This is a genomic window from Pseudomonas sp. 29, from assembly GCF_002754355.1.
GTDB lineage: Bacteria > Pseudomonadota > Gammaproteobacteria > Pseudomonadales > Pseudomonadaceae > Aquipseudomonas > Aquipseudomonas neuropathica.
The window spans coordinates 1,746,792-1,769,743 of record NZ_PEEY01000001.1; the positions used below are offsets into that span (position 1 = coordinate 1,746,792).

20 protein-coding genes are annotated in these 22,952 nt (G+C 58.6%); 6 read left to right on the plus strand and 14 right to left on the minus strand.

The genetic code is table 11. The features are described from left to right. Positions 1 to 65: 65 nt before the first annotated feature. From CLU80_RS08040 to rplM, 5 genes are all read right to left on the minus strand, one after another. The gene (locus CLU80_RS08040) at positions 66 to 848 is read right to left on the minus strand and encodes a cytochrome c1 (protein ID WP_093430692.1); all 783 of its coding nucleotides are present in this window, start codon (positions 846 to 848) and stop codon (positions 66 to 68) included. Continuing rightward, positions 848 to 2,059, minus strand: a complete 1,212-nt coding sequence (locus CLU80_RS08045) for a cytochrome b (protein WP_093430693.1) — start codon at positions 2,057 to 2,059, stop codon at positions 848 to 850. Before CLU80_RS08045 ends, CLU80_RS08040 begins: the two co-directional genes overlap by 1 nt. Then, the gene (gene petA / locus CLU80_RS08050; protein WP_003228055.1) at positions 2,059 to 2,652 is read right to left on the minus strand and encodes a ubiquinol-cytochrome c reductase iron-sulfur subunit; all 594 of its coding nucleotides are present in this window, start codon (positions 2,650 to 2,652) and stop codon (positions 2,059 to 2,061) included. The genes CLU80_RS08045 and petA overlap by 1 nt, the downstream gene beginning before the upstream one ends. A gap of 269 nt (positions 2,653 to 2,921) precedes the next feature. Further along, a complete protein-coding gene (gene rpsI, locus CLU80_RS08055; RefSeq protein WP_008080273.1) occupies positions 2,922 to 3,314 on the minus strand; it encodes a 30S ribosomal protein S9 in 393 nt (130 codons plus the stop codon). A 14-nt stretch (positions 3,315 to 3,328) separates the two neighbouring features. Further along, the gene (rplM, locus tag CLU80_RS08060; protein ID WP_007917032.1) at positions 3,329 to 3,757 is read right to left on the minus strand and encodes a 50S ribosomal protein L13; all 429 of its coding nucleotides are present in this window, start codon (positions 3,755 to 3,757) and stop codon (positions 3,329 to 3,331) included. Positions 3,758 to 4,002: 245 nt separating this feature from the next. On the opposite strand from rplM, the gene CLU80_RS08065 reads away from it, so the two are divergent. Next, positions 4,003 to 5,043, plus strand: a complete 1,041-nt coding sequence (locus CLU80_RS08065; protein ID WP_099757145.1) for an NADP(H)-dependent aldo-keto reductase — start codon at positions 4,003 to 4,005, stop codon at positions 5,041 to 5,043. 102 nt (positions 5,044 to 5,145) lie between these two features. Here the strand turns inward: CLU80_RS08065 and CLU80_RS08070 are convergent, their stop codons facing one another. Beyond that, positions 5,146 to 6,282 (minus strand): acyl-CoA dehydrogenase family protein, encoded by a 1,137-nt coding sequence (locus CLU80_RS08070; RefSeq protein ID WP_099757146.1) that lies wholly within the window; start codon positions 6,280 to 6,282, stop codon positions 5,146 to 5,148. Between the two features lie 250 nt (positions 6,283 to 6,532). On the opposite strand from CLU80_RS08070, the gene CLU80_RS08075 reads away from it, so the two are divergent. Beyond that, positions 6,533 to 7,429 (plus strand): GlxA family transcriptional regulator, encoded by an 897-nt coding sequence (locus CLU80_RS08075; protein WP_175555647.1) that lies wholly within the window; start codon positions 6,533 to 6,535, stop codon positions 7,427 to 7,429. 180 nt (positions 7,430 to 7,609) lie between these two features. Here the strand turns inward: CLU80_RS08075 and zapE are convergent, their stop codons facing one another. The 3 genes from zapE to CLU80_RS08090 all read right to left on the minus strand — a co-directional run bounded on the left by zapE (position 7,610) and on the right by CLU80_RS08090 (position 10,804). Further along, on the minus strand, positions 7,610 to 8,704 hold the full coding sequence (zapE, locus tag CLU80_RS08080) for a cell division protein ZapE (protein WP_034156483.1): 1,095 nt from the start codon (positions 8,702 to 8,704) through the stop codon (positions 7,610 to 7,612). A gap of 90 nt (positions 8,705 to 8,794) precedes the next feature. After that, a complete protein-coding gene (locus CLU80_RS08085; protein ID WP_099757147.1) occupies positions 8,795 to 10,150 on the minus strand; it encodes a tryptophan--tRNA ligase in 1,356 nt (451 codons plus the stop codon). A gap of 24 nt (positions 10,151 to 10,174) precedes the next feature. Then, positions 10,175 to 10,804, minus strand: coding sequence for an alpha/beta hydrolase (locus tag CLU80_RS08090; RefSeq protein WP_099759358.1), 630 nt, complete (start codon positions 10,802 to 10,804; stop codon positions 10,175 to 10,177). A 144-nt stretch (positions 10,805 to 10,948) separates the two neighbouring features. On the opposite strand from CLU80_RS08090, the gene CLU80_RS08095 reads away from it, so the two are divergent. Next, positions 10,949 to 11,383: a Z-ring associated ZapG family protein gene (locus tag CLU80_RS08095; RefSeq protein WP_007917055.1), complete on the plus strand. Its 435-nt coding sequence runs from the start codon at positions 10,949 to 10,951 to the stop codon at positions 11,381 to 11,383. Between the two features lie 254 nt (positions 11,384 to 11,637). Here the strand turns inward: CLU80_RS08095 and CLU80_RS08100 are convergent, their stop codons facing one another. Next, positions 11,638 to 12,375, minus strand: coding sequence for a YiaD family glycine zipper/OmpA-like lipoprotein (locus CLU80_RS08100; protein WP_099757148.1), 738 nt, complete (start codon positions 12,373 to 12,375; stop codon positions 11,638 to 11,640). A gap of 117 nt (positions 12,376 to 12,492) precedes the next feature. Next, on the minus strand, positions 12,493 to 13,137 hold the full coding sequence (locus tag CLU80_RS08105; protein WP_099757149.1) for an MBL fold metallo-hydrolase: 645 nt from the start codon (positions 13,135 to 13,137) through the stop codon (positions 12,493 to 12,495). A 116-nt stretch (positions 13,138 to 13,253) separates the two neighbouring features. Here CLU80_RS08105 and CLU80_RS08110 point away from each other — a divergent pair, with 116 nt between their 5' ends. The 3 genes from CLU80_RS08110 to CLU80_RS08120 are packed head-to-tail and all read left to right on the plus strand — an operon-like array spanning position 13,254 to position 16,697. After that, the gene (locus tag CLU80_RS08110) at positions 13,254 to 15,188 is read left to right on the plus strand and encodes a protein kinase domain-containing protein (protein ID WP_286079716.1); all 1,935 of its coding nucleotides are present in this window, start codon (positions 13,254 to 13,256) and stop codon (positions 15,186 to 15,188) included. Between the two features lie 24 nt (positions 15,189 to 15,212). Next, positions 15,213 to 15,887, plus strand: coding sequence for a vWA domain-containing protein (locus CLU80_RS08115; RefSeq protein ID WP_099757151.1), 675 nt, complete (start codon positions 15,213 to 15,215; stop codon positions 15,885 to 15,887). A gap of 3 nt (positions 15,888 to 15,890) precedes the next feature. After that, the gene (locus tag CLU80_RS08120) at positions 15,891 to 16,697 is read left to right on the plus strand and encodes a PP2C family serine/threonine-protein phosphatase (RefSeq protein ID WP_099757152.1); all 807 of its coding nucleotides are present in this window, start codon (positions 15,891 to 15,893) and stop codon (positions 16,695 to 16,697) included. Positions 16,698 to 16,749: 52 nt separating this feature from the next. Here the strand turns inward: CLU80_RS08120 and CLU80_RS08125 are convergent, their stop codons facing one another. The 3 genes from CLU80_RS08125 to CLU80_RS08135 form a co-directional block, all read right to left on the minus strand. Further along, positions 16,750 to 19,482: a winged helix-turn-helix domain-containing protein gene (locus CLU80_RS08125; RefSeq protein WP_099757153.1), complete on the minus strand. Its 2,733-nt coding sequence runs from the start codon at positions 19,480 to 19,482 to the stop codon at positions 16,750 to 16,752. Positions 19,483 to 19,658: 176 nt separating this feature from the next. After that, positions 19,659 to 21,023 carry a DUF1329 domain-containing protein gene (locus CLU80_RS08130; protein WP_099757154.1) on the minus strand — a complete coding sequence of 455 codons (1,365 nt, stop codon included), beginning with the start codon at positions 21,021 to 21,023 and terminating at the stop codon, positions 19,659 to 19,661. Positions 21,024 to 21,050: 27 nt separating this feature from the next. Next, positions 21,051 to 22,940 carry a DUF1302 domain-containing protein gene (locus CLU80_RS08135; protein ID WP_016985157.1) on the minus strand — a complete coding sequence of 630 codons (1,890 nt, stop codon included), beginning with the start codon at positions 22,938 to 22,940 and terminating at the stop codon, positions 21,051 to 21,053. Positions 22,941 to 22,952: the final 12 nt, after the last annotated feature.

A 22,952-nucleotide genomic window follows, 5' to 3' on the forward strand; every position in this document is an offset into this window, starting at 1 on the left:
ACCAGACGTTGCGCTATCGGAGGCGCCCTTGGGCGCGCGCGATTAACAGCAATGCTTGAAGCGTATCAGTGCACGTCTTTCCAGTATTCACGCTTGAGCAGGTAGGCGAACACAAAGAAGAACGCCAGGTACAGCAAGACATAAGTACCGATGCGCTGATGTTGCAGCTTAACCGGGTTAGCCGAGTAAGCCAGGAAGGTTACCAGATTCTTGACCTTCTCATCGAACTGCTCTTCGTTCAGAGCACCGGTTTTCGGCACGATGGTCAGCTGATCGCACGCTTCATGAGTCAGAGGCGTACCGGTCAGCGGATCATATTGCTTCTTGCCGTCTTCGACGATCTGCACCTGTTTGCAACCCACGACTTGACGACCTTGCAGGCCGACCAGCACGTTAGGCATGCCGACGTTCGGGAAAACCTTGTTGTTCACGCCCCATGGACGTGCAGGATCTTCGTAGAACGACTTCAGGTAACCGTAGAGCCAGTCGGTGCCGCGTACGCGAGCGACCAGGGTCAGATCCGGTGGTGCGGCACCAAACCAGGTCTTGGCGTCTGCCGGCTGCATGCCGATGTTCATGTGATCGCCAATCTTGGCGCCAGTGAACACCAGCTTCTCCAGCATCATTTCGTGAGGAATGCCCAAATCATCGGCCACCCGCTCGTAACGCTGGAACTTGGCACTGTGGCAACCCATGCAATAGTTGGCAAAGGTACGTGCGCCATCCTGCAGCGCAGCGTTGTCGGAAACGTCGATGTCGACCTTTTCCAGCTCCGGACCACCGTGTTCAGCGGCGAAGGACAGAACAGGCAGAGCAGCAAAAATCAGAGCAAAAAATAACTTTTTCATCAGCCAGTCACCCTTTCCGGAACCGGTTTGGTCTTCTCGAGCCTGGTGTAGAACGGCATCAGGATGAAGTAGGCGAAGTACAGGAAGGTGCAGACCTGCGACAGCAACGTCAGAGACGGCGTCGGAGCTTTCACGCCAGTCCAGCCAAGCAGCACAAAGCAAACGCAGAATATGACGAGCCAGACTTTGCTCATCCAGCCTTTATAGCGCATGGATTTGACCGGACTGCGATCGAGCCACGGCAGGACAAACAGGAAAGCAATTGAAGCGCCCATGGCAATAACGCCCATGAGCTTGTCAGGGATTGCTCGCAGGATCGCGTAGAACGGCGTGAAGTACCAGACCGGCGCGATATGCTCAGGCGTCTTGAACGGGTTGGCCGGCTCGAAGTTTGGCTTTTCGAGGAAATAGCCACCCATTTCCGGGAAGAAGAACACAATAAAGCAGAAGATAAACAGGAACACCACGACACCGACAATGTCTTTCACGGTGTAGTACGGGTGGAAAGCAATGCCGTCCAGCGGGATGCCGTTTTCATCTTTGTGCTTCTTGATGTCGACGCCGTCAGGGTTGTTCGAACCGACTTCGTGCAACGCCAGAATGTGCAGTACCACCAGACCGAGAATCACGATCGGCAGAGCCACGACATGCAAGGCGAAGAAGCGGTTCAGAGTGATTCCGGAGATCAGGTAATCACCACGAATCCACTGGGTCAGGTCGTTACCGATCACCGGAATCGCACCGAACAGCGAGATGATCACTTGGGCACCCCAGTAGGACATCTGGCCCCACGGCAGCAGATAACCCATGAATGCCTCGGCCATCAGCGCCAGGTAAATCAGCATGCCGAACACCCAGACCAGCTCGCGCGGTTTCTGGTACGAGCCGTAAAGCAGGCCCCGGAACATGTGCAGATACACCACGATGAAGAACATCGAAGCGCCGACAGCGTGCAGCAGGCGCAAAATCGAGCCGTGATTGACGTCACGCATGATGCCTTCGACAGACGCAAAAGCCTCTTCTGCCGATGGCGTGTAGCTCATCGTCAGCCAGACGCCGGTGACGAGCTGGTTGACCAGCACCAGCAGCGCCAGAGAGCCGAAGAAATAGAAGAAGTTGAAGTTTTTTGGAGCGTAATACTTGCTGAGATGGTCTTCCCACATTTTGGTCGCAGGAAAGCGCGCATCAACCCAATCCATGAACTTGCTCATCACGCTTTCTCCGTATCGACGCCGATGACAATCAGGTCATCGGTCTCATAGGAATGCGGGGGAACTGGCAGGTTCAAAGGCGCAGGTTGCGACTTGTAGACGCGGCCAGCCAGATCGTAATGGGAACCGTGGCAAGGGCAGAAATAGCCACCGACCCAGTCCTTGCCGAGATCTGCAGGTGCCACTTCGGGACGGAAAGTTGGTGAGCAACCCAGGTGCGTGCAGATCCCGATCAGCAGCAGAATTTCCGGCTTGATCGAACGCACTTCAGGGTCGACATAGGTGGGTTGCGTGGAGTTTTTGGAGGTTGGATCGGAGAGCTGGCCCTCGATCTTCTTGAGATTCCCCAGGATTTCCGCAGTACGGCGGACAATGAACACCGGCTGGCCGCGCCATTCAGCAATCATCTGCTGTCCTGGCTCGATTTTGCTGACATTCACTTTCACCGGTGCACCGGCGGCTTTCGCCTTGGCACTGGGAAACCATGACCCCACGAACGGGACCGCAGCCCCCACCGCTCCTGCAGCACCCACCACGGATGTGGCTGCTACCAAGAAGCGACGCCGGCCTGCATTCACGCCGTCATTGCTCATTCAGTCCTCTCCCATCAGCTTTTGTGGCCTGTTAAATCAGGCATCTACTAAATAAATCAATGTTACTTATAAAAATTTTGCCGAATGGTAATGAAAAGCCCCAATTCTGACAAGGGAATTACCCGGAGCTCTTACCCTCAAGCCTTGCAGTATAGGGGGTCTACGGAAGTGGCAAGTTGTCGCAGCGCAATTCTTTGATAAATCACAGGCATAAAAAAACGCCCGCTTCCGTGAGGAGGCGGGCGTTCTTTTTGAACGCGGAAGCGGAATTAACGCTTCGAGTACTGCGGACGCTTACGCGCTTTACGCAGACCAACTTTCTTACGTTCAACTTCACGGGCGTCGCGAGTAACGAAGCCAGCTTTGCGCAGAGCGCCACGCAGGGTTTCGTCGTAGTCCATCAGAGCGCGAGTGATGCCGTGGCGGATTGCGCCAGCTTGACCACTTACACCACCGCCGATCACGGTGACGTAGATGTCGAACTTCTCGACAGTCTCAGTCAGCTCCAGCGGCTGGCGAACTACCATGCGGGCAGTTTCACGGCCGAAGAAGTTTTCCAGCGAACGGTTGTTGATGGAGATGTTACCAGTACCCGGACGCAGGAAAACGCGTGCGGTTGCGGTCTTGCGACGGCCAGTGCCGTAATTTTGAGTCGCCGACATAATGTACTATTCCGTTAAAACTTCAGTTCTTGGGGCTGCTGAGCAGTATGTGGGTGTGCAGCGCCCGCATAGACTTTCAGCTTACGGTACATGTCGCGACCCAGTGGGTTTTTAGGCAGCATGCCTTTAACCGCGGTCTCGATCACGCGCTCAGGGGCTTTAGCGATCAGCTTTTCAAAGTTGATCGACTTGATGCCGCCCGGGAAACCGGAGTGGGAGTAGTACATTTTGTCAGTGGTTTTAGCACCGGTAACACGAATCTGCTCGGCGTTGATTACGACGATGTAGTCGCCGGTGTCAACGTGAGGAGTGTACTCAGGCTTGTGCTTGCCACGCAGACGGCTCGCGATTTCGGTGGCCAGACGACCCAGGGTCTGACCAGCAGCGTCGACGACAAACCAGTCGCGCTTTACTGTTTCCGGTTTAGCAGTAAAAGTTTTCATTCTTTATAGCCTCAGGGGCCGCCCTGTAAATTAGACGGCGGATCTTACTGAATAGTGCGTACTTTGACAAGTCAAAGGCAGCCGGATACAGACGCTTTCGGGGGCTCGGGTCGGCGCGTCCGTTCAACGGCAAGATTCTTCGGCGGCGGCGCATCACTTCCACTGCAGAAAGAGGTCGGCAATTATGCAGATTGCGAAAAATATTTCAACCTGCTTTTATGATTGTTTTGCCCAAGGAGCACCCGATGGACTATCGCCAGCTAGGCCGTACCGACCTGAACGTGAGTGCAATCTGCCTCGGCACCATGACCTGGGGCGAGCAAAACACTGAAGTTGAAGCCTTCGCGCAGATTGAACGGGCCAAAGAAGCCGGGATCAATTTCATCGACACCGCCGAGATGTACCCGGTGCCGCCGAAAGCCGAAACCTACGCCACCACCGAGCGCTATATCGGCAATTACTTCAAAAGTCGCGGCGACCGCGCCGACTGGATCCTCGCCAGCAAGATCGCCGGCCCCGGCAACACCATCGACTACATCCGCGACAAAAACCTGCGCCATAACCGCCAGCACATCACCGCAGCGGTGGACGCCAGCCTCGAGCGCCTGCAGACCGATTACATCGACCTGTATCAATTGCACTGGCCGGAACGCAGCACCAACTTTTTCGGACAACTGGGTTACAAGCACAAGATCGAAGCCAACCTGACCCCGCTCGAAGACACTCTCGAAGCACTCGACGAGCAAGTGAAGGCCGGCAAGATCCGCCACATCGGCCTGTCCAACGAAACCCCGTGGGGCACCATGCGTTTTCTGGCCTTGGCCGAAGCGCGTGGCTGGCCGCGCGCGGTGTCGATCCAGAACCCCTACAACCTGCTCAACCGCAGTTTTGAAGTGGGCCTGGCGGAAATCGCCATCCGCGAACAGTGCGGCCTGCTCGCCTATTCGCCGTTGGCGTTTGGTTTCCTGTCAGGTAAATACGAAGGCGGCGCTCGTCCACCGAAAGGTCGCCTGAGCCTCTACAGTCGCTTCAGCCGCTATTTCAATGCGCAGTCGGAAGCAGCGTGCAGCCGTTATGTCGCGCTGGCCCGGGAGCACGGTCTGGACCCGGCGCAGATGGCATTGGCGTTCGTCACTCAGCAACCATTCGTCACGAGTAACATCATTGGCGCGACGACGCTTGAGCAACTGGACAGCAACATTGCCAGTTTTGATCTGAAACTTTCCGATGAAGTGCTGGCAGGGATCGAGGCGATTCACAAGGATCACCCGAACCCAGCGCCTTGATTTACCGCTAAAAGCTTCGCGAGCAGGCTTGCTCCCACAGGTACGGTGATCCCCTGTAGGAGTGAGCCTGCTCGCGATAGCGGTCTGACAGTCACCAGAATTTCAAAGCGACCGCGCAATAATCTCCTTCATGATTTCATTGGTGCCAGCATAGATCCGCTGCACCCGCGCATCCGCCCACGCCCGGGCCACCGGGTACTCCCACATGAAGCCGTAACCGCCATGCAACTGCACGCACTCGTCGAGCACCTTGCATTGCAGATCGGTGCCCCAGTATTTCGCCATCGCCGCCGTCGGCACGTCGAGCTTGCCTTGCAGGTGCAGCTCCAGACATTTATCGACGAACACTCGGCCGATCTGAATTTCCGTGGCCATCTCGGCCAGCTTGAAGCGGGTGTTCTGGAAGTCGGCAATGGCTTTGCCGAAGGCCTTGCGATCGCGGGTGTAATCAAGCGTCCATTGCAACGCAGCTTCAGCTGAAGCCAGGCCACCGATCGCCACCGTCAGACGTTCCTGAGGCAATTCCTGCATCAGATAAGCAAACCCGGCCCCGGCCTGCCCCAGCAGGTTTTCTTTCGGCACGCGCACGTCCTGGAAAAACAATTCCGACGTGTCCTGCGCCTTCATGCCAACCTTCTCAAGGCGCTTGCCCTTATCGAAACCCGGCGTACCCGCTTCCACCAGAAACAGGCTGGTGCCCTTGGCGCCGGCCTTTGGGTCGGTCTTGGCCACCACGATCACCAGATCCGCGAGAAAGCCGTTGGTAATGAAGGTTTTCGAACCGTTGATCACATAGTCGTCACCGTCCAGCACAGCGGTGGTCTTCACACCTTGCAGATCGGAACCCGCCCCCGGCTCGGTCATGGCGATGGCCGTGACCATCTCGCCCGAAACCAGTTTCGGCAGGTATTTGTGCTTCAGCGCCTCGCTGCCGTAATGCAAAATGTACGGCGCGACAATGTCCGAATGCAGCGAGAAGCCGATGCCGGTCAGGCCCAGTCGCCCGACCTCCTCGATCACCACCGCACTGTAGAGAAAGTCCGCCCCCAGGCCGCCGTATTCTTCCGGCAGGTGCGAGCAGAGCATCCCCGCCTCCCCGGCCTTGTTCCACAGTTTGCGGTCGATATGGCCTTGTTTCTCCCATTGCGCATGGAACGGCACCGCCTCTTTTTCGAGGAAGGTGCGGACGCTGTCGCGAAACAATTCGTGCTCGGAGCTGAACAAGGTTCTGGGGATCATGCGGCACCTTTCTTTGTTGTTGGCGGGAGATGGCCTTCAGAGACTAAGCCTCCCCTCTGACACAGGACACTGGACACATCCGACAAAAAATAAGACGATCCAGCCGTCTGGTGACCACTTTCCCTTATAAAAACAAAACAAAAGTTGAATTATGTCCAAGCAAGTCTCCACGCCCTTGCGGCGCGTCAGCATCCTGGCAATCGACCGGGTTTTCGCCTCCACTCTCATGCAAGCCAAGGATTTCTTCCATCTGGCCAGCCTGCGTTATGGCAAACAACTGGGTCACGGCCTGACACCGGCGTTTGAAACACGCCTGGTCAGCCCCGACGGCAAACCGGTGAACAGCTTCAGTGACGTGGTAATGCCGGTCGACGGTGGCCTGGAAAACGCCGACGTCATTATCCTCCCGGCGTTCTGGGACGATTTCGACACGCTGTGCGGCCGTTATCCGCAAGTGTTGCCCTGGCTGCGTGAACAGCACGCTCGTGGCGCGGTGTTGTGCGGCGAAGCCACCGGGGTGTTCTGGCTGGCCGAGGCCGGCCTGCTCAACGGCAAGGAAGCGACCACCTACTGGCGTTTCTTCAATGCATTCGCCGAGCGCTTTCCCAAGGTCTATCTCAATCAGGACAAGCACCTGACCGATGCCGACAACTTGTATTGCGCCGGCGGTACCACGTCAGCCTGCGATCTATACATCTACTTGATCGAGCGTTTCTGTGGGGCCAACGTCGCGCAAGCCGTGGCCCGCGACATTCTCTATGAAGTGCAGCGCAGCTATGCGCCGGGACGCATCGGTTTCGGTGGGCAGAAGCTGCATCAGGACGTGATTATCCTGCAGATCCAGCACTGGCTCGAAGAGCATTTCGCCGACAAGTTCCGCTTCGAAGACGTCGCACGCGAGCACGGCATGAGCATCCGCAACTTCATGCGCCGCTTCCAGACCGCCACCGGTGACAAGCCATTGCATTACCTGCAACGCCTGCGTATCGAAACCGCGAAAGGTTTGCTGTCCGGCAGCCGCAAGAGCATCAAGACCATCAGTTATGAGGTCGGTTACGACGATGCGAGCTTCTTTGCGCGGCTGTTCCGCCAGCACACCGAGTTGTCGCCGAATCAGTATCGACAGCAGTTTCAGCAGGCGGCGTAGCCTTCCCAGAACAGCGCAGTCCTCCTGTGGGAGCGAGCCTGCTCGCGAATTCGGTTTCACATTCAACAAGATTACTGGCTGACACACCGTCTTCGCGAGCAGGCTCGCTCCCACAGGGGATGTTCAGTGCAAATAAAAAGGGCCTGCAATTGCAGGCCCTTTTTTGTTTCGTGATTCTGCTTAAGGCTTGTGCGCCCGCGACAGGAATTCGTGCGACTGCATCTCCAGCAGACGGCTCAGCGTACGCTGGAATTCGAAGTTCAAACGGCCGCCGGTGTACAGATCCTTCAACTCGACTTCAGCCGAAATGATCAGCTTCACGTTACGGTCGTAGAACTCGTCGACCATGTTGATGAAGCGGCGCGCAATGTCGTCAGTGGTGACGCTCATCTGCTCGACACCGCTTAGCAGCACGGCGTGGAAGATCTTGCCCAGTTCGATGTAGTCGTTCTGGCTACGCGGGCCGTCGCACAGCTCACGGAAGTCGAACCACGCCACGTCGTCGCACGTACGCAGGGCACGGATTTCGCGGTTTTCGATCATCAGCACATCGTTTTCGACCGCAGCAGTGCATTCCGGCGTCAGCGCCTTGAAGCTCTTGCGCAGACTTTCGTGAGCAGCTTCGTCGAGCGGATAGTGGAACAGCTCGGCTTGTTCGAGGTGACGCAGGCGGTAGTCGACGCCGCTGTCGACGTTGACGATCTCGGTATTCTGCTTGATCAGCGCAATCGCTGGCAGGAAACGCGCACGTTGCAGACCGTCCTTGTACAGGCCGTCCGGAACGATGTTCGAGGTCGCGACCAGGGTCACGCCGTTCTTGAACAGTTCTTCCATCAGCGTGCCGAGGATCATCGCGTCGGTGATGTCGGAGACGAAGAACTCATCGAAGCAGATCACCCGCGACTCAGTCGCAAAGCGCTTGGCGATGATGGTCAGCGGGTTTTTCTCGCCGCCGAGGGTTTTCATTTCTTCGTGCACACGCTTCATGAAGCGGTGGAAGTGAGTGCGGGTCTTTTCCTTGAACGGCAGTGCTTCGAAGAAGGTGTCGACCAGGTAAGTCTTGCCGCGACCCACGCCGCCCCAGAAATACAGGCCCTTGACCGGCGTCTGATCCTTTTTGCCGAACAGTTTGCTCAGCAGACCCGGCTTGTTCTGATCGGCGGCGATCAGATCCTCGTACAGACGCTGCAAATGACGCACAGCAGTTTCCTGCGCGGCGTCATGGAAGAAGTCCGGGCGTTTCAGATCAGCTTGGTATCGTTCTAGGGGCGTCATAATTCGTTAGCAAGGCAACAAAAACGGGCCGTCACTGTAGCGACGGCCCGTGGGAATGGCAATCGGCCCTTGGTCGGACCGTGCCGCCGATTAGTCCTGAACCGGGGTCAGCGCGACGCGCAGAGCCTCGATGGCCGCATCTCGCGCAGCAGCGTCGGCGAATGCCGGGCTGTCGCCAATGCACTCGCCTTCCAGCCAGACGCTGAAGCTCAGGTCTTCGCTGCGCACGTCCAGCGGCTGGCCGGATTGCAGCTGTTTGGTCACCTGGCCTGCGGTTTTGCCGTCGGCGAAGTTGCGCGACAGCAGCAATTGCTCGCCATCGGCCGCCAGCAGACGGAAACGGAAGCTGCCGTCGTCTTCACGGAAGCTGACGAAACGCGCGGCTTTCGCGGCCTTCTTCTTGGTCGTCGCGGCGACTTGCACCTGATTGACGAAAGAACGCAGGCCAACCGCTTCACGCAATTCATTGAGGAACGGCGTCGCCACGGCACGGGCCTTCTTGGCGCCGATTTGCAGGATGTCTTCCAGGTCTGCCGGGCGCTCGATCAACTGGTGATACTTGTCGCGCGCTTCACCCAGTTCGTTGTCGAGCAACTGGAACAGACGGTTCTTCGCCTCGCCCCACCCCAGACCACCGAGCAGTTCGCTGCGGAACTCATCAGCCTGCGCCGGTGTGGCGAAGGCCTGGAACAGGGTGAACAGGTGCGAGTTGTCCGGATCCTTGGCCTCGCCTGGCGCTTTGGAGTCGGTGACGATCCGCGAGATCGCATCCTTCATCTCTTTGGCGCTGGAGAACAGCGGAATGGTGTTGTCGTAGCTCTTCGACATCTTGCGACCGTCGAGGCCTGGCAACGTCGCCACGCTTTCCTCGATCAGTGCTTCAGGCATGGTGAAAAATTCTTTGCCCTGACCGAACAAGTGGTTGAAGCGCTGGCCGATATCACGGGCCATTTCCACGTGCTGAATCTGGTCACGACCGACCGGCACTTTATGCGCGTTGAACATCAGGATGTCCGCCGCCATCAGCACCGGATAGCTGTAGAGGCCCATGGTGATGCCGGCATCCGGGTCTTCACCGGTTTCGACGTTCTTGTCCACCGAGGCCTTGTAGGCGTGCGCGCGGTTGAGCAGGCCTTTGGCGGCGACGCAGGTCAGCAGCCAGGTCAGCTCAGGGATTTCCGGGATGTCGGACTGGCGGTAGAAGGTCACGCGGTCGACATCGAGGCCACCGGCCAGCCAGGTCGCGGCGATTTCCAGACGCGAGCGCTGGATGCGCAGCGGGTCATCGCATTTGATCAGGGCGTGGTAGTCGGCCAGGAAATAGAACGAATCGGCATTGCTGTCGCGGCTGGCGAGGATCGCCGGGCGGATGGCGCCGGCGTAGTTGCCCAGGTGCGGCGTGCCGGTGGTAGTGATGCCGGTGAGGATGCGGGTACGGTTCGTCATGGGTAATCGCTTGTCAGACTGCAATCAATTCGAGAGACGCGGCAGGAGCAGATCCTTGAGATCGGTCAACTTGCCATGAAAAAAGTGTCCGCATTCTGCCACTTTCAGCAGCTCATGGGGGCGCTGGAGTTTTTCCGACCAGGCGTAGACCAGTTGCGGGTCGATGACTTCGTCGGTTTCCGGCTGGATCACGGTGAGTTCGCCGTGCTGCGGCAGTTGATCCTGCTCGCCCAGACGCATCACCGCCGGCGCGACCATGAACAGGTGCTTGAGCTGCACGCCCTGCGCTTCGAGTCGACCGCCGAGACTTGCTGCAACAAATCCGCCGAAGGAGAAACCGAACAGGGTCAGCGGCAGATTCGGGTGTTTTTCCCGCAGCCACTTGGCCGCCGCCTGGGCGTCGTCGACTTCACCGGTGCCCATATCGTGCGCGCCTTCGCTGGCGCCAACGCCGCGATAGTTGAAGCGCAAGGTAATCAAGCCCGCGTCGCGCGCGGTGCGCTGCAGGGTCGAGACGACCTTGTTGAGCATGGTGCCGCCCTGCACCGGGTTCGGATGGCAGATCAGCGCGATGCCGATTGGCTGCTCGTTATCCAGGTACAGAGACTCAAGTTGACCCACCGGGCCGTCAATCACTACAGGGGTTTCACGCATCAGCAAGGAAGGAACTCCGTGACCTCGAATCGGGTCGACTCGTCTAGCAAATTGTCTGTGCCAATCTATTGCGAGTGAATCGCGGTATACAGCGCAGGTTCGAGCCGTTAACGTAAAGCAAAGCCGTTTATAGAGGAAGGACTCGTGGAACACTCGCTCTTAGTTTGGTTGTTACCGACTCTTGCCCTGGTTGTGGGTGTCGCCATTGGATTCCTGATCGCGCGCGTTGCGCCGAACGCCGCGCCGAGCCGTACGCAGCGTCAACTGGATGATATCCAGGAGCGTTTCGACAGTTATCAAAACGAGGTGGTCACTCACTTCAACAGCACCGCGATGCTGGTCAAGAAGCTGACCCAGAGCTATCAGGAAGTACAGGATCATCTCGCCGAGGGCGCCAATCGTCTGGCCCTGGACGAGCAGACCCGCCAGCGCCTGATCGCTGCCCTGCACGCTGACGCGGCAGTCGCGCCACGCGAACGCCTGACGCCACCGCGCGATCAGGAGCCGCCGCGCGACTACGCACCGAAGACCCCGAACTCGCCGGGCATGCTCGATGAGCATTATGGTCTGAAGAAGTAATCAGTCTTCGCTGAAAACAAAAAGCCCCCGGACAGTGATGTATCCGAGGGCTTTTTTGTATCCGATGATTTGTGCCTGATTGTTATGCCCCCTTCGCGAGCAAGCTCGCTCCCACAGGAATTGATGATGTACACAAAAGTTGTGTTCCACACCTAACCCTGTGGGAGCGAGCTTGCTCGCGAAGGGGCCGGCACAGGCCAGACAAAAAAATGCCCGATCACAGGACCGGGCATTTTTTTCATTCTGACAAGCGCTTACGGATACTGCTGAACCGTACCCGGCTGCTGTTGCTGCTGACCACCATACTGCTGGCCCGGGATCGCCTTCAGGTTGACTTCAACCCGACGGTTCTGCGCCCGCCCATTCACATCACCGTTGCTGGCAATCGGGTTATCCGGACCGGCGCCACGGGCCGACAGGTTGGCGCCGCTGACACCTTGCGAAGTCAGGTAAGTCGCCACGCTCTGCGCACGACGCTGGGACAGGTCCATGTTGTGCTGGCGGCTGCCGGTACTGTCGGTGTAGCCGACAATTTCGATCTGGTTCTGGTTGAATTCTTTCAACGAGTTGGCCAGGTTGTTCAGCGGCTGGTAGAAGCTGGACGCGATGTTCGCCGAATCGGTAGCGAAGGTGATGTTGCCCGGCATGATCAGTTTGATCTGATCGCCTTGGCGCTGCACTTCAACGCCAGTGTTGGCCATGCTCGCGCGCAGTTTCTTTTCTTGCTGGTCGGCGTAATAACCGTAACCGGCGGCGGACGCACCCACCACCGCCGCACCGATCAAGGCACCTTTGCCGCGGTTGTCGTGACCGATGGCGGCACCGGCCAGTGCGCCGGCGAGTGCACCGAGGCCGCCGTATTTGGCGGTTTTGCTCATTCCTTGGGAGCCACCGTCGGCCTGGCCCTGATTGTCATACGGGTTAGGCGAGGCGCAGCCGGACAGCAAGGCCACGGCAGTAGCGACAATAATCAAACGACGCGTGGTGAACATGGAGAGCTCCTGGTTTTTCGCATTCTGTGGTGCAGCGGCCACTGGGTTAATGGACTTGTGCGGGCGTTGGATCATGACAATGCACAAAAATTCCGCCGGGCACTCGTGACAAAATATTCAGGCGCGTACAAACGGGTTTTCGCGCATTTCATCACCCAGGCGCGTATCCGGCCCGTGTCCGGTAATCACGGTCGCGTCCTCGTCCAAGGTGTACAGCCGCTGCTTGATCGAACGCACGATGGTCGCCTGATCGCCGCCCCATAAATCCGTGCGCCCTACGCCGCGACGAAACAACGTGTCGCCGGCTATCAACAGCTTAGCCTCGGAAAACCAAAAGCTCATGGAACCGGGTGTATGTCCCGGCGTGTGCAGGGCAACACCGCAACCGCAGGCCAGTTCCTCATCGTCACTCAACCAGCGATCTGGCGATGGCACCGGTGTGTACGGCACACCGAACATCTGGCACTGCATTTCGAGGTTGTCCCAAAAGAACTGGTCTTCCTTGTGCAAATGCAGGGTCGCGCCGGTTTTTTCCTTCATCTGCCCGGAAGCGAGGAAGTGATCGAGATGCGCGTGGGTGTGAATAATGCTGACGACTTTCAGGCCATGCGCATCAAGGCGCGCCATGATCAGGTCAGGATTGCCACCGGGGTCGACGACGATGGCTTTTTTGCTGATCGGGTCGCCGATGATGGTGCAGTTGCACTGGAGCGGGCCGACGGGAAAGGTTTCGCGGATGAGCGCTGTGTTCGGGGTTTGCATGGTTTTGATCCTGATGCCAAGGCGTGCCACTGCGGTTGTGATGCGCAAAATTGATGGGGTATCCTCGCGCCGTGCCAATTTTGAAACAAGACGGCAGGAAGCCAATGCCCCACTCTATGGAACACGTGCTCGTCGATAAAAGCGTCCTTTTTCTGGACCCGGACATTATCAACCGCATTCGCGCCAGGAATGGTTTGCCTTTTATCGCCCATTCCGATCTTCTGAAGCTTCAGTCCCTGACCGAGGGAAACGAGCAGGTCCACCGCAACGCACGGGATTTTTTTCGCTACTTCATCGGCAAACCGTCTCGGCCGCACCGTGCGCTCCCTAAAGGTACAGCGCTGCATCCCGGCGATCTGCTGGCCGAATGCTCGTTCAATGGCCAAGCGATCTTCGCGCTCAAACGCACGACCGCGCCGCCGGAGCAAAGCCCGTCGGGAGAAGTCGTCGACTTGTGCCGCCATTACGATCTGCTGCTACTGACATGCGACGAATCGCAGCTCGCGCAGTGCAAAGCAGCGCAGGCCAGAGCCCAGCGCTGGACCGGACCTGCACCCTCGCCACCACCTAAAAGTGCACCTGCACCTGCACCTGCACCTGCACCTGCACCTGCACCGATCGTGCCTTTCGACATGCCGGCAACTCCGCTCCTCACTGCCGACATGGTTATTCGCAACCAAGGTGAACGTGTCGCGGAAGGCTCGGTGGTAATCACCTCGAGCGGTCGTCAATTGACCCTGGATAAAGCCATCAGCGCCGGCGGAGAAGGAACGATCCATGCCGTGGCTGGCAACGCAGAAGTCTGCAAGATCTATCACATTGAAAAACTCACGACCCGGCGCCGCGAAAAAATCAGCCTGATGGTGACGCGTAAAATCGTCGAACCCGGCATTTGCTGGCCGACCGAGCTGGTGTTCAATGCGCAAAAGGAGTTCGTCGGTTATGTCATGCCTCGCGCGGATGGCAGAACACTTCACAGCACGGTATTCGTCAAACAGGTACTGCTGAAGACCTTCTCGAAATGGACACGGCGTGACCTGGTGAATGTCGCGAGCGCCTTTTTGAAACAGGTGCACTATCTGCACTCGCTGAATATCATCGTGGGCGACATCAATCCGATGAACCTGCTTGTGACGGCAGACAGCAACAAGGTCTGGATGGTCGATACCGACAGCTTCCAGATTGCACATTTCCCCTGCGAAGTGGGCACGGTGCCGTTCACCGCGCCGGAAATCCAGGACGAAAAATACGGCGACTACCTGCGCACAAAAAATCACGAGCTGTTCGCCATCGCCACCATGCTGTTCATGATCCTGCTGCCGGGCAAACCACCCTATTCTCAACAGGGTGGCGGAACGGCTTCCGACAACATCAAGAACATGAACTTCCCGTACCGATTCAAAAAGGGCAGCGGCATCGGCCGGGCAAGCGTCGCGCCGGTGGGCGTCTGGCAGCATATCTGGAGTCATTTGCCGTATCCGCTCAAACAGGCATTCAGCAATACTTTCGAAGACAATCAACGACGCCCCATCGATGACTGGCTGAAACTGCTGACTCAGTACGGCGAAGGGTTACGCAAAGGCAAACATTGCGATGATTTGTTTCCTGCCGCGTTTCATATCAAAGATCCCGTTGAAGATGTCTGTGGCAGTTGCAAAAAGCCCCACAAGGTGGCCAAGGACTGGTTTGAAAAAATGAAGGCGGCAGGCAAGCCGACCATATGCTCGGACTGCCAGAAAACAGCGAAACTGAAAAAGCTGGCCAGTGAGAGCCAAAAGAAAATCGAGCAGGCCGGCCAGCGTGCGGCGCCACCTCCGGCGCCCATCGCGCCTCGACCAACGCCGCCCCCGCCTCCCAAAGTGGCGGCACCGGCACCGAACCGTCCTGCGCCCGCGGCTGCACCTGCGACCGCTCGCCCGACAGCGGCAAAGCCGCCGCAGCAACCGACGTCCGCTCGACCGCAACCCTATCGACCATTGCCAGTGCACGCGAGCAATCCGCAAAACATCGTTTTGCGCTGGTTCAAACGACTCTTGAAGCGTTGGCTGTAACGCTCACCCCACAAGGACAATTCCATGCCAGACAACTATCTCCTCAGTCAGGAAGAACTTGCTGAGAACCCGACCACACGCGTACCCGTCTGCCTCGTGCTGGATGTCAGCGGATCAATGGAAGGCGAGCCTATTGCAGAACTGCACTCGGGCGTTCAGCAGTTTTTCGAAGCAATCAAGGACGATGAAATAGCGCAACATGCCGCTGAAATCTGCATCGTGACTTTTGGCGGAACAGCGCAGAAAGTGATGGATTTCGGCTCCATCAGCCGTCAGGACGTGCCGCCGCTGGTCGCGTCCGGCATGACCCCGATGGGGCACGCCGTGGGCATCGCTCTGGATTTGCTGGAAGCGCGCAAAGAGGATTATCAACAGGCTGGCGTGGATTACTTTCAGCCGTGGATGGTTCTCATGACGGATGGCGAGCCGACCGATGACATTAGCGAAGCAGCCACTCGCGTCAGCGACATGATCAGCAAACGCAAACTGACCGTGTTCCCCATCGCAATCGGTAAAGCCGCGAACGTAGAATCGCTGGCTCGATTCTCGCCGTCACGCCCGCCACTGCGCCTCAAAGGCCTGCGCTTCAACGAGTTTTTTGCCTGGCTGAGCAAAAGTGTTTCCCGTGCCTCACAGTCGACACCCGGTGACGCAGTGCCACTGGATATCAAAGGCATCGAAGCCTGGGGACAGGTCTGAGCCATGTCTGACCTCCCGGACTTCACCTGTAAAACCGCTTTCGCGTCGGTCGCTGGGCGCTCGCACCTGAAAACTCAAACACCTTGCCAGGACTATGTCGCGGCAAGAGAGTCCAACGGCGTGACCTGCATAGCCCTGGCTGACGGTGCGGGCTCCAGAGCCCGGTCGGACATCGGCGCCCAGGTCGCGGTCACCGCGACACTCGCCTACGTCTGCAAGAATTTTGAAAGCCTTTGGCAGAATATGGAAAAAATCCATGCGAAGGCAGCCCAGCGTCTGGTCAATCGCTGTCTGGACGCATTCAGACGCAAATCCGCCAAGCACGGCGGCGACATCAACGATCTGGCGTGCACCCTGTCGTTCGTTGCTTACTCGCAGGGTCGCTACATGGCCGGGCACTTGGGCGATGGTGTCATCGCAAGCATTGATTCGGACGGGCAACTCCAGACTCTCTCGCCTCCAGAAAACGGTGAATACGCCAATACCACCTGGTTTCTGACTGACCCTAAAGCGATATCGAAGCTACGGTTGTACCGCGGCCACATCGACACGCCAACCGGCTTTGCGATCATGAGTGACGGCAGCGCAGAAAGCCTTTATCAAAAATCCAGCGGAGCACCCGCACCGGCAGTCAAGACACTGCTGGGGTGGAATGCGACGTTGCCTGGGAGAAAATTCAAAGCTGTGCTGAGCGAGAACCTGCAACAGTCCATCGCCAGCAAAACTACCGATGATTGCGCCTTGGGCCTGATGTCGATTCTTGAACGTGAGGGGTCGATAAAGGGCGTGGACGCTGACGAAGCGAAGTGATCGACAACCTCTGGCCCAAGGTTCGCCTTGCGCCAGAGGCATCCAGCTAAGGTTACTGCAACACCCCCAATTCTTTCGCCCGGGCCACCGCTTGCGTGCGCCGCTCGACCCCCAACTTGCTGTTGATGTGGCTGGCGTGGGTTTTCACGGTGTGCAAAGAGATAAACAACTGTTCACTGATCTGCTGATTCGAACAGCCTTGGGCGATCAGGCGTAGTACCGCCAGTTCGCGGCTGCTGAGTTGCTCAGCCACTGCGCAATCCACAGCCGGGCGAGACGTCGCTGGCGGGAAGTGTTCAAGCAGTTGCTGTCCTGTGAGCGCCGGCGAAGTCTGCAATTGGCTTCGCAGCCAATTCTCGTGCCCCTTCATCAAGGCATCGAACGGCTGCAGCACGCCTCCGGCGGCTGCTTCCAGCGCCTGACCCAATGCCTTGCGGGCTTCTGTCTCTCGACCGCCTGCCAGCAACAGCGCCACCTTCTGCGTCAACGCCATCACACTGAGCAACTGCCGGCCGGTTTGCTGGCCGTTTTCATGCAAGACGTTCAAACGCCCTTCGGCGAGCATCGGTTGGCCCTGATTCAGGTCGAGCAAAGCCTGTTGCAGTTCCACATGCAGCGGCAGTTGTGGATGGAACTCCGGCGGCGCAGCGGCGCGTTCGCCGGTGTAGGTCTGGCCCAACCGCGCCAGCCATGCCTCGGCCAGATCGGTGCGACCCTGCGCCAGCCACAGTTCACATTTGACCAGCGTGATCATCGCCAGATAATAGATCGGCGGCACGTCCCAGATGTGCATCAGGCGTTCGGCTTCGGCGAGTTCGGCAAAAGCCTTGGCGAATTCGCCACTGCTGCCGTCCAGACGAGCGATGACACAATGGCCGATCAATACGCTGATATCGCGACAGGCTCGTGCCTCGCTGATCCCGGCCAACAACCGCACGCGTGCCGCCTGAGGCTGCAAGCGCATGGCCAACAGAAAACCCTCATACAACGTCAGCCGAGCGCGCACCGCGTACAGACGTTGTGGCGACAAACCACGCAGTCGCCCCAGGCCCTGATGGACTTCATCGAGTGCGCGCAGGATTTCGCCACGCGATTGCAACACCCGTGCACGGTCGTAATGGGCCAAAGCTTCGAACAACGGATTGCCGACTCGCTGCGCCAGCTCCAGGGATTCGCGGTTAAGACCGCGTGCGCGCCACAGATCGCCATCGGCAATTGCCAGATTGGACAAGGTCGATAGACACATCAGCCGTTGGCCATAACGTTTGGCCGGCAGGCTTTCCAGGGCCTCGGTGCAATATCTGATCGTCAGCTCACGATGCCCACGCCCTCGAGCGATGATCCCGCTCAACGCCAGCCATTGCGCCAGCATCGACTTTTGCGCAGTAGCGGAAGGCGCCGGCAGGAAGCGGCTCAGGTGACTGGACAACTCTTCGGCGGCATCCAGCTGACAGGCCAGCCCCAGCGCCCAGCTGTACAGCACGATCAAGCGCGGCGTGCTGATCAACAGGCTGTCTGGCAGGTCCATTTTCCAGCGCAGCAACATGCCGACGTTTTGCTCGGCCAGCAGTTGCTCCTCCGAGAGGTTCTGTACCAGATTTGCCGCGACATCCAGGTGACCGGCACGCAACGCCTGCTCCACGGCTTCATCCAGCAGCCCTTGTGCGTTGAACCAGCGACAGGCACGCAGGTGCAGCGTTGCAGTCGGCACCATCGCCTGAGCAATCGGCCGACTGCGCAACAAATCCGAAAATAAATGGTGATAACGATACCAGTGACCGTGCTCGTCCAGCGGCACCAGAAAGACCTGATGGGCCAACAGGAAACGCAGGATCTCGGCGCTGTCGTGGGCTTCGCGAACGGCGTCGCACAACTCGCTGCAAAAGCGTTCCTGGGGGGCGGTGTCGTACAGAAAGGCTTGCACCTCGGCCGGCAGGCAATCGATGACCTCTTCCAGCAGATAGTCGCGGATCAGCCCTTCCCCACCGTTCAACGCCTGCGGTAGCGCCGCATCGCTGCCGGCCTCAGACACCGCGAGCAGCCAGAACCGCAAACCGGCGACCCAGCCTTCGCTGCGCTGGATCAGGTTTTCCAGCGCTTCACCGCGCAGCGAACTGCTGTGGCGATCGAGCAAGGTCAGGGCTTCGTCGTGAGTCAGGCGCAGATCCGCTTCATGTAACTCCAGCAACTGCCGTGACAGACGCAAGCGCGCCAGATGCCAGTCCGGGCGCTGGCGACTGGTGACCATGACCAGCAAGCCATCGGGCAAATGGTTGAGGAAAAACTGCAGGCAGCGATCGAGCACCGGGCCTTGCGCAAGATGGTAATCGTCGAGCACCAACAGCAGTGGCGCGCCGGGATCGAGGTGCAGGGTCAGTTCATCGAGCAAGCCGTCGAGCCATTCTTCGAAGGCAAAGGGCTGATGGCGTTGGCGCATTTTCAGCAGGCCGAGTGCGCGACTGCCCAGCTGCGGAAAGTAGTCCTGCAAGCCTTCGAGCAGACGTTCGAGAAAGCGCCCCGGGTCGCTGTCGCGAGGACTCAGGCCCAGCCAAAGGCTTTGCCAGTGTGCCGGCAGACTCTGACAGAACTCCACCGCCAGCGAGCTCTTGCCAAACCCGGCGGGAGCACTGACCAGCAACAGACGCCCACCGAGCCCGGCCTGCAGGCGCTCGCAAAGGCGTGGTCGCAAGACGTAGCCGTCGGGCAGCGGCGGGCGGAAAAAACGCCCGTCCAGTGCCGCGATGGCAACGCTTGCGGGACCCGGAAGTGGGGACAGATCAGTCATGGCCGGCTCTTGTTCGAATTGCTGTTGGCGGCGTTGCAGATGTCCGCAGACTAGCCTTAAACGAACCGGTTATGAAGGTTGCTGCTACAAATGGCTACAAAAAGGCTACACGCAAAAAAACGCCCCGAACCAGTCGGGGCGTTTTCACGAGGATGCGGCCTCGGTTTTACAGCGGTTTAGCGAACACCATCCTGACGCAGTGCAGCCGGGGTGAAGTCGCTGGTGGTGGCGGTGAAACCGAAGTCATACGCACTCTTCTCTTCGTTCTTCATGCCCAGTGCCAGATAGCGGCCGGACTGCAGGTCGTAGAGGGTTTCCAGGGCGTACCACGGCACTTGCTTGTCGTAGTAGTTCTCGGCATGCGCTTCGGCGACGCGCCACAGTTGGCCACGACCGTCGTAGTGATCGATCACGGCGGCTTGCCAGGTGTCTTCGTCGATGTAGAAGTCACGTTTGGCGTAGATGTGACGCTGACCTTCTTTCAGGGTGGCAACCACATGCCAGACGCGGCGCAGCTCGTAACGTGCCAGATCCTGGTTGATGTGACCGGCCTTGATGATGTCGGCGTACTTCAGTTTCGGATCGTCGAGCTTGTAGCTGTCGGAGGCGATGTACATCTCTTTCTTGCCTTCGAGCTTCCAGTCGTAGCGATCCGGCGCACCGTTGAACATGTCGAGGTTGTCGGAGGTACGCAGGCCATCCGCCGCAGTACCCGGACCGTCATAGGACACTTGTGGCGCACGACGCACACGACGCTGGCCGGCGTTATAGACCCACGCCGAACGTGGTTCTTTGACCTGATCGAGAGTTTCGTGCACCAGCAGCACACCACCGGCCAGACGTGCCGGCGCGGTCACTTTCTGCTTGAAGTAGAACAGGATGTTGCCCGGGTTTTTCGGGTCGTAGTCCTTCATCTTGTCGCGGAACACGAACTGATCCTGGAAGTACACCAGACTGAACGAGCCGTTCGGCTGAGGTGTGGCCTGGGTCACCAGACGGGTCACGCTGCCGCCGCGATAGCGGGTGATGTGGTTCCAGATGACTTCCACGCCGCTCTTCGGAATCGGGAACGGTACGGCGGTGTCGAAGTTTTCCAGACCGTTGCCGCCGGACACCAGGTTGGTGGTGGTGGCGTTTTTCCTGATCGCGGCGAACACGTCATCCGGCACGGTGGCACCGCGATGGGACGGGTAGACCGGCATCTTGAAGGTGTCCGGGTAACGCTTGAACATCGCGTACTGACCTGGCGCCAGCTTGTCCTTGTACTTATCGACGTCTTTCGCGGTGATGGTGAACAGCGGTTGCTCACTGGCGTATGGATTGGACAGGAAACCCTTGCTGTCGACCGACCCGGCGTTCTTCGGCAGCGGCTTCCACGCCGGGATCGAACCGTCGGCGTTACCGGCCATTTCCGCGCCCATCGGCGTCAGGCTCTTGCCCAGTTTGTCGGCTTCGGCAGCAGGCACGGCGGCCATGACGCCGGTCGCCAGCAGCGACAGGCCCAGAACACCGGCGTGGAACAGACTCTTTGTTATTTTCATAAATTCGTTCGTCCTGAAATGCAGTGCTTAGAAGTTCACGCCGAAGCTGAGCGCAACAAAGTCGCGGTCATCCACAGTGGTGTACTTACCGTCGAAGAAGTTGGTGTACGCCAGGCTCGCGGTGTAGGTGTTCTGGTATTCAGCGTCGACGCCCAGGCTGACCGCTTTGCGACCTTCCTCGAAGTTGCCGCCAGGGCCTGGCGAGTAACCGCTGACGTCGTGGGACCAAGCCACGTTCGGCTTCAGGTTCACACCGGCGAAGACGTCGTTGTATTCCCAGATGGCGCGACCGCGGTAGCCCCACGACATCGAGGTGGTGAAGCCGTCGTTGTCGCAATTGCGGCTGCGGTTGTTCTGCGGTGAACCCGGCCCGGCACCATTGATGGTGCTGGCGTTGAGAATATTGGCGCAGGTATTCACACCGCCAGTGGCCGGCAACTCACCCGGGCCGTATACCGGATCGCGGCCATAGCGCTTGTCGGAACGGCTTTCCAGCCCACCGACGTAGGTCGCGCCGACTTCGCCGACGAGGGTCAGACGGCTGGCGCCCATGACCTGATCGAAGAAGTGCGTGAACGTGGTCTGGATCTGGGTGATTTCCTTACGCTCGTAACCGTGCAGGTCCTGACCCGGCACGCCATTGAGGATCGAAGCGTTGGTCAGTGCCCCGCCGATCGGACGCACACCGGCGAACAGAATGTCGGTGGAGTTCAGTTGTACCGGCGCGTTCGGCCGGTAGCTGATCTCACCGCTCCACGCCGTACCGGTAGGCAGGGTGGTGGAGAAGCTCAGACCGTAGAGGCGAATGTCTTCAGGGTATTCAATGAAGTAGTTCGAGTTACCCGCGACCAGCAACGGTGCAAGTGCCGCAAACGGCCCCGGCAGCGCGCGCGCGGTGTTGTAGACCGATTGCGGAGCACCGGTGGCGCTGAAGATCGGCGCACGGCTGTGGTAGTTCATGAAGTAGGCGCCGAACTCGGTGTCCAGCGGTTCGTACATGTACTTGAAGGACGCACCCCACTGGCCGCTGTCACGGGCATCGCGGTCCGGACCACGGCGCACCAGAACGCCTTCTTCGTTGACATTGACACCGTTGGCCGCCAACGGCCCCAGGGCGATGGCCGGGATTTGCGAACGCTTGTTCAGCACGCGCAGGTTGTCGTTGCAACCGTCGGCAACGATGTCTGGCTGCGAGAAGAACGTGCCGCAGTTATCGACGACGGTCTGGTCCCATTCCAGCTGATAGAACGCTTCGGCCGAAAGGTTTTCGGTCAGGCTCTGGGACACGTAGAACATGTTGACCGGGATCAGGCCTTCCTTGATCTCGGCGCCCGGACGACGGAACGCGGAAACGTCGATCGGGTTGATCGAGTTGATGCCGCCACCGATGAAGGTACTTTCACCCCAGCTCACCACCTGCTTGCCCAGACGCACGGAACCTGGCTGATCGGCGATCGCGTAGTTGTGGTAGACGAAGGCGTCGAGGATCTGCCCGCCGGACGACTTGGCGCCCTCTTTACGGCCCGAATCGCTGATGTCCTTGAACTCGCGGCTTTCGTCCTTGAGTTCGAAGTCGTACCAGTATTTGCCACGGACAAACACGCCGGTGTCGCCGTATTTCAGTTCAAGGTCATGGATGCCCTTGAAGATCTTCGAAAAGGTTTCGCCGCTCTTGAAGTTGGCGTGGCCATCGTCAGAAGTCTGCGACAGACCATGGCCGCCGTTGTTGACGCCGATGAGGTTCTTGTTCGGGCTCTGGGTAGACCAACTGGCACCGATCGACAGGGAAGAGTCGAACTGGCCTTCGATTTCACCGACGTTGAAACTGACGCCGAATGCGGGCCCGGCGAGCGAAGAGGCAAGACTGACCGCCAGAGGCAGTTTCGCCCGGCGCCAGAACTGGTTTACTGAGGTCATCGACGCTACTCC

Excerpts from the sequence above, each read along its gene's own strand:
- CLU80_RS08085 (WP_099757147.1), bottom strand. The coding sequence starts at position 10,150 with ATGACGAACCGTACCCGCATCCTCACCGGCATCACTACCACCGGCACG.
- rplM (WP_007917032.1), bottom strand. The coding sequence starts at position 3,757 with ATGAAAACTTTTACTGCTAAACCGGAAACAGTAAAGCGCGACTGGTTT.
- CLU80_RS08130 (WP_099757154.1), bottom strand. The coding sequence starts at position 21,023 with ATGAAAATAACAAAGAGTCTGTTCCACGCCGGTGTTCTGGGCCTGTCG.
- CLU80_RS08065 (WP_099757145.1), top strand. The coding sequence starts at position 4,003 with ATGGACTATCGCCAGCTAGGCCGTACCGACCTGAACGTGAGTGCAATC.
- CLU80_RS08100 (WP_099757148.1), bottom strand. The coding sequence starts at position 12,375 with ATGTTCACCACGCGTCGTTTGATTATTGTCGCTACTGCCGTGGCCTTG.
- CLU80_RS08135 (WP_016985157.1), bottom strand. The coding sequence starts at position 22,940 with ATGACCTCAGTAAACCAGTTCTGGCGCCGGGCGAAACTGCCTCTGGCG.
- CLU80_RS08125 (WP_099757153.1), bottom strand. The coding sequence starts at position 19,482 with ATGACTGATCTGTCCCCACTTCCGGGTCCCGCAAGCGTTGCCATCGCG.
- CLU80_RS08110 (WP_286079716.1), top strand. The coding sequence starts at position 13,254 with ATGGAACACGTGCTCGTCGATAAAAGCGTCCTTTTTCTGGACCCGGAC.
- CLU80_RS08105 (WP_099757149.1), bottom strand. The coding sequence starts at position 13,137 with ATGCAAACCCCGAACACAGCGCTCATCCGCGAAACCTTTCCCGTCGGC.
- CLU80_RS08115 (WP_099757151.1), top strand. The coding sequence starts at position 15,213 with ATGCCAGACAACTATCTCCTCAGTCAGGAAGAACTTGCTGAGAACCCG.
- zapE (WP_034156483.1), bottom strand. The coding sequence starts at position 8,704 with ATGACGCCCCTAGAACGATACCAAGCTGATCTGAAACGCCCGGACTTC.
- CLU80_RS08090 (WP_099759358.1), bottom strand. The coding sequence starts at position 10,804 with ATGCGTGAAACCCCTGTAGTGATTGACGGCCCGGTGGGTCAACTTGAG.
- petA (WP_003228055.1), bottom strand. The coding sequence starts at position 2,652 with ATGAGCAATGACGGCGTGAATGCAGGCCGGCGTCGCTTCTTGGTAGCA.
- rpsI (WP_008080273.1), bottom strand. The coding sequence starts at position 3,314 with ATGTCGGCGACTCAAAATTACGGCACTGGCCGTCGCAAGACCGCAACC.
- CLU80_RS08070 (WP_099757146.1), bottom strand. The coding sequence starts at position 6,282 with ATGATCCCCAGAACCTTGTTCAGCTCCGAGCACGAATTGTTTCGCGAC.
- CLU80_RS08045 (WP_093430693.1), bottom strand. The coding sequence starts at position 2,059 with ATGAGCAAGTTCATGGATTGGGTTGATGCGCGCTTTCCTGCGACCAAA.
- CLU80_RS08120 (WP_099757152.1), top strand. The coding sequence starts at position 15,891 with ATGTCTGACCTCCCGGACTTCACCTGTAAAACCGCTTTCGCGTCGGTC.
- CLU80_RS08040 (WP_093430692.1), bottom strand. The coding sequence starts at position 848 with ATGAAAAAGTTATTTTTTGCTCTGATTTTTGCTGCTCTGCCTGTTCTG.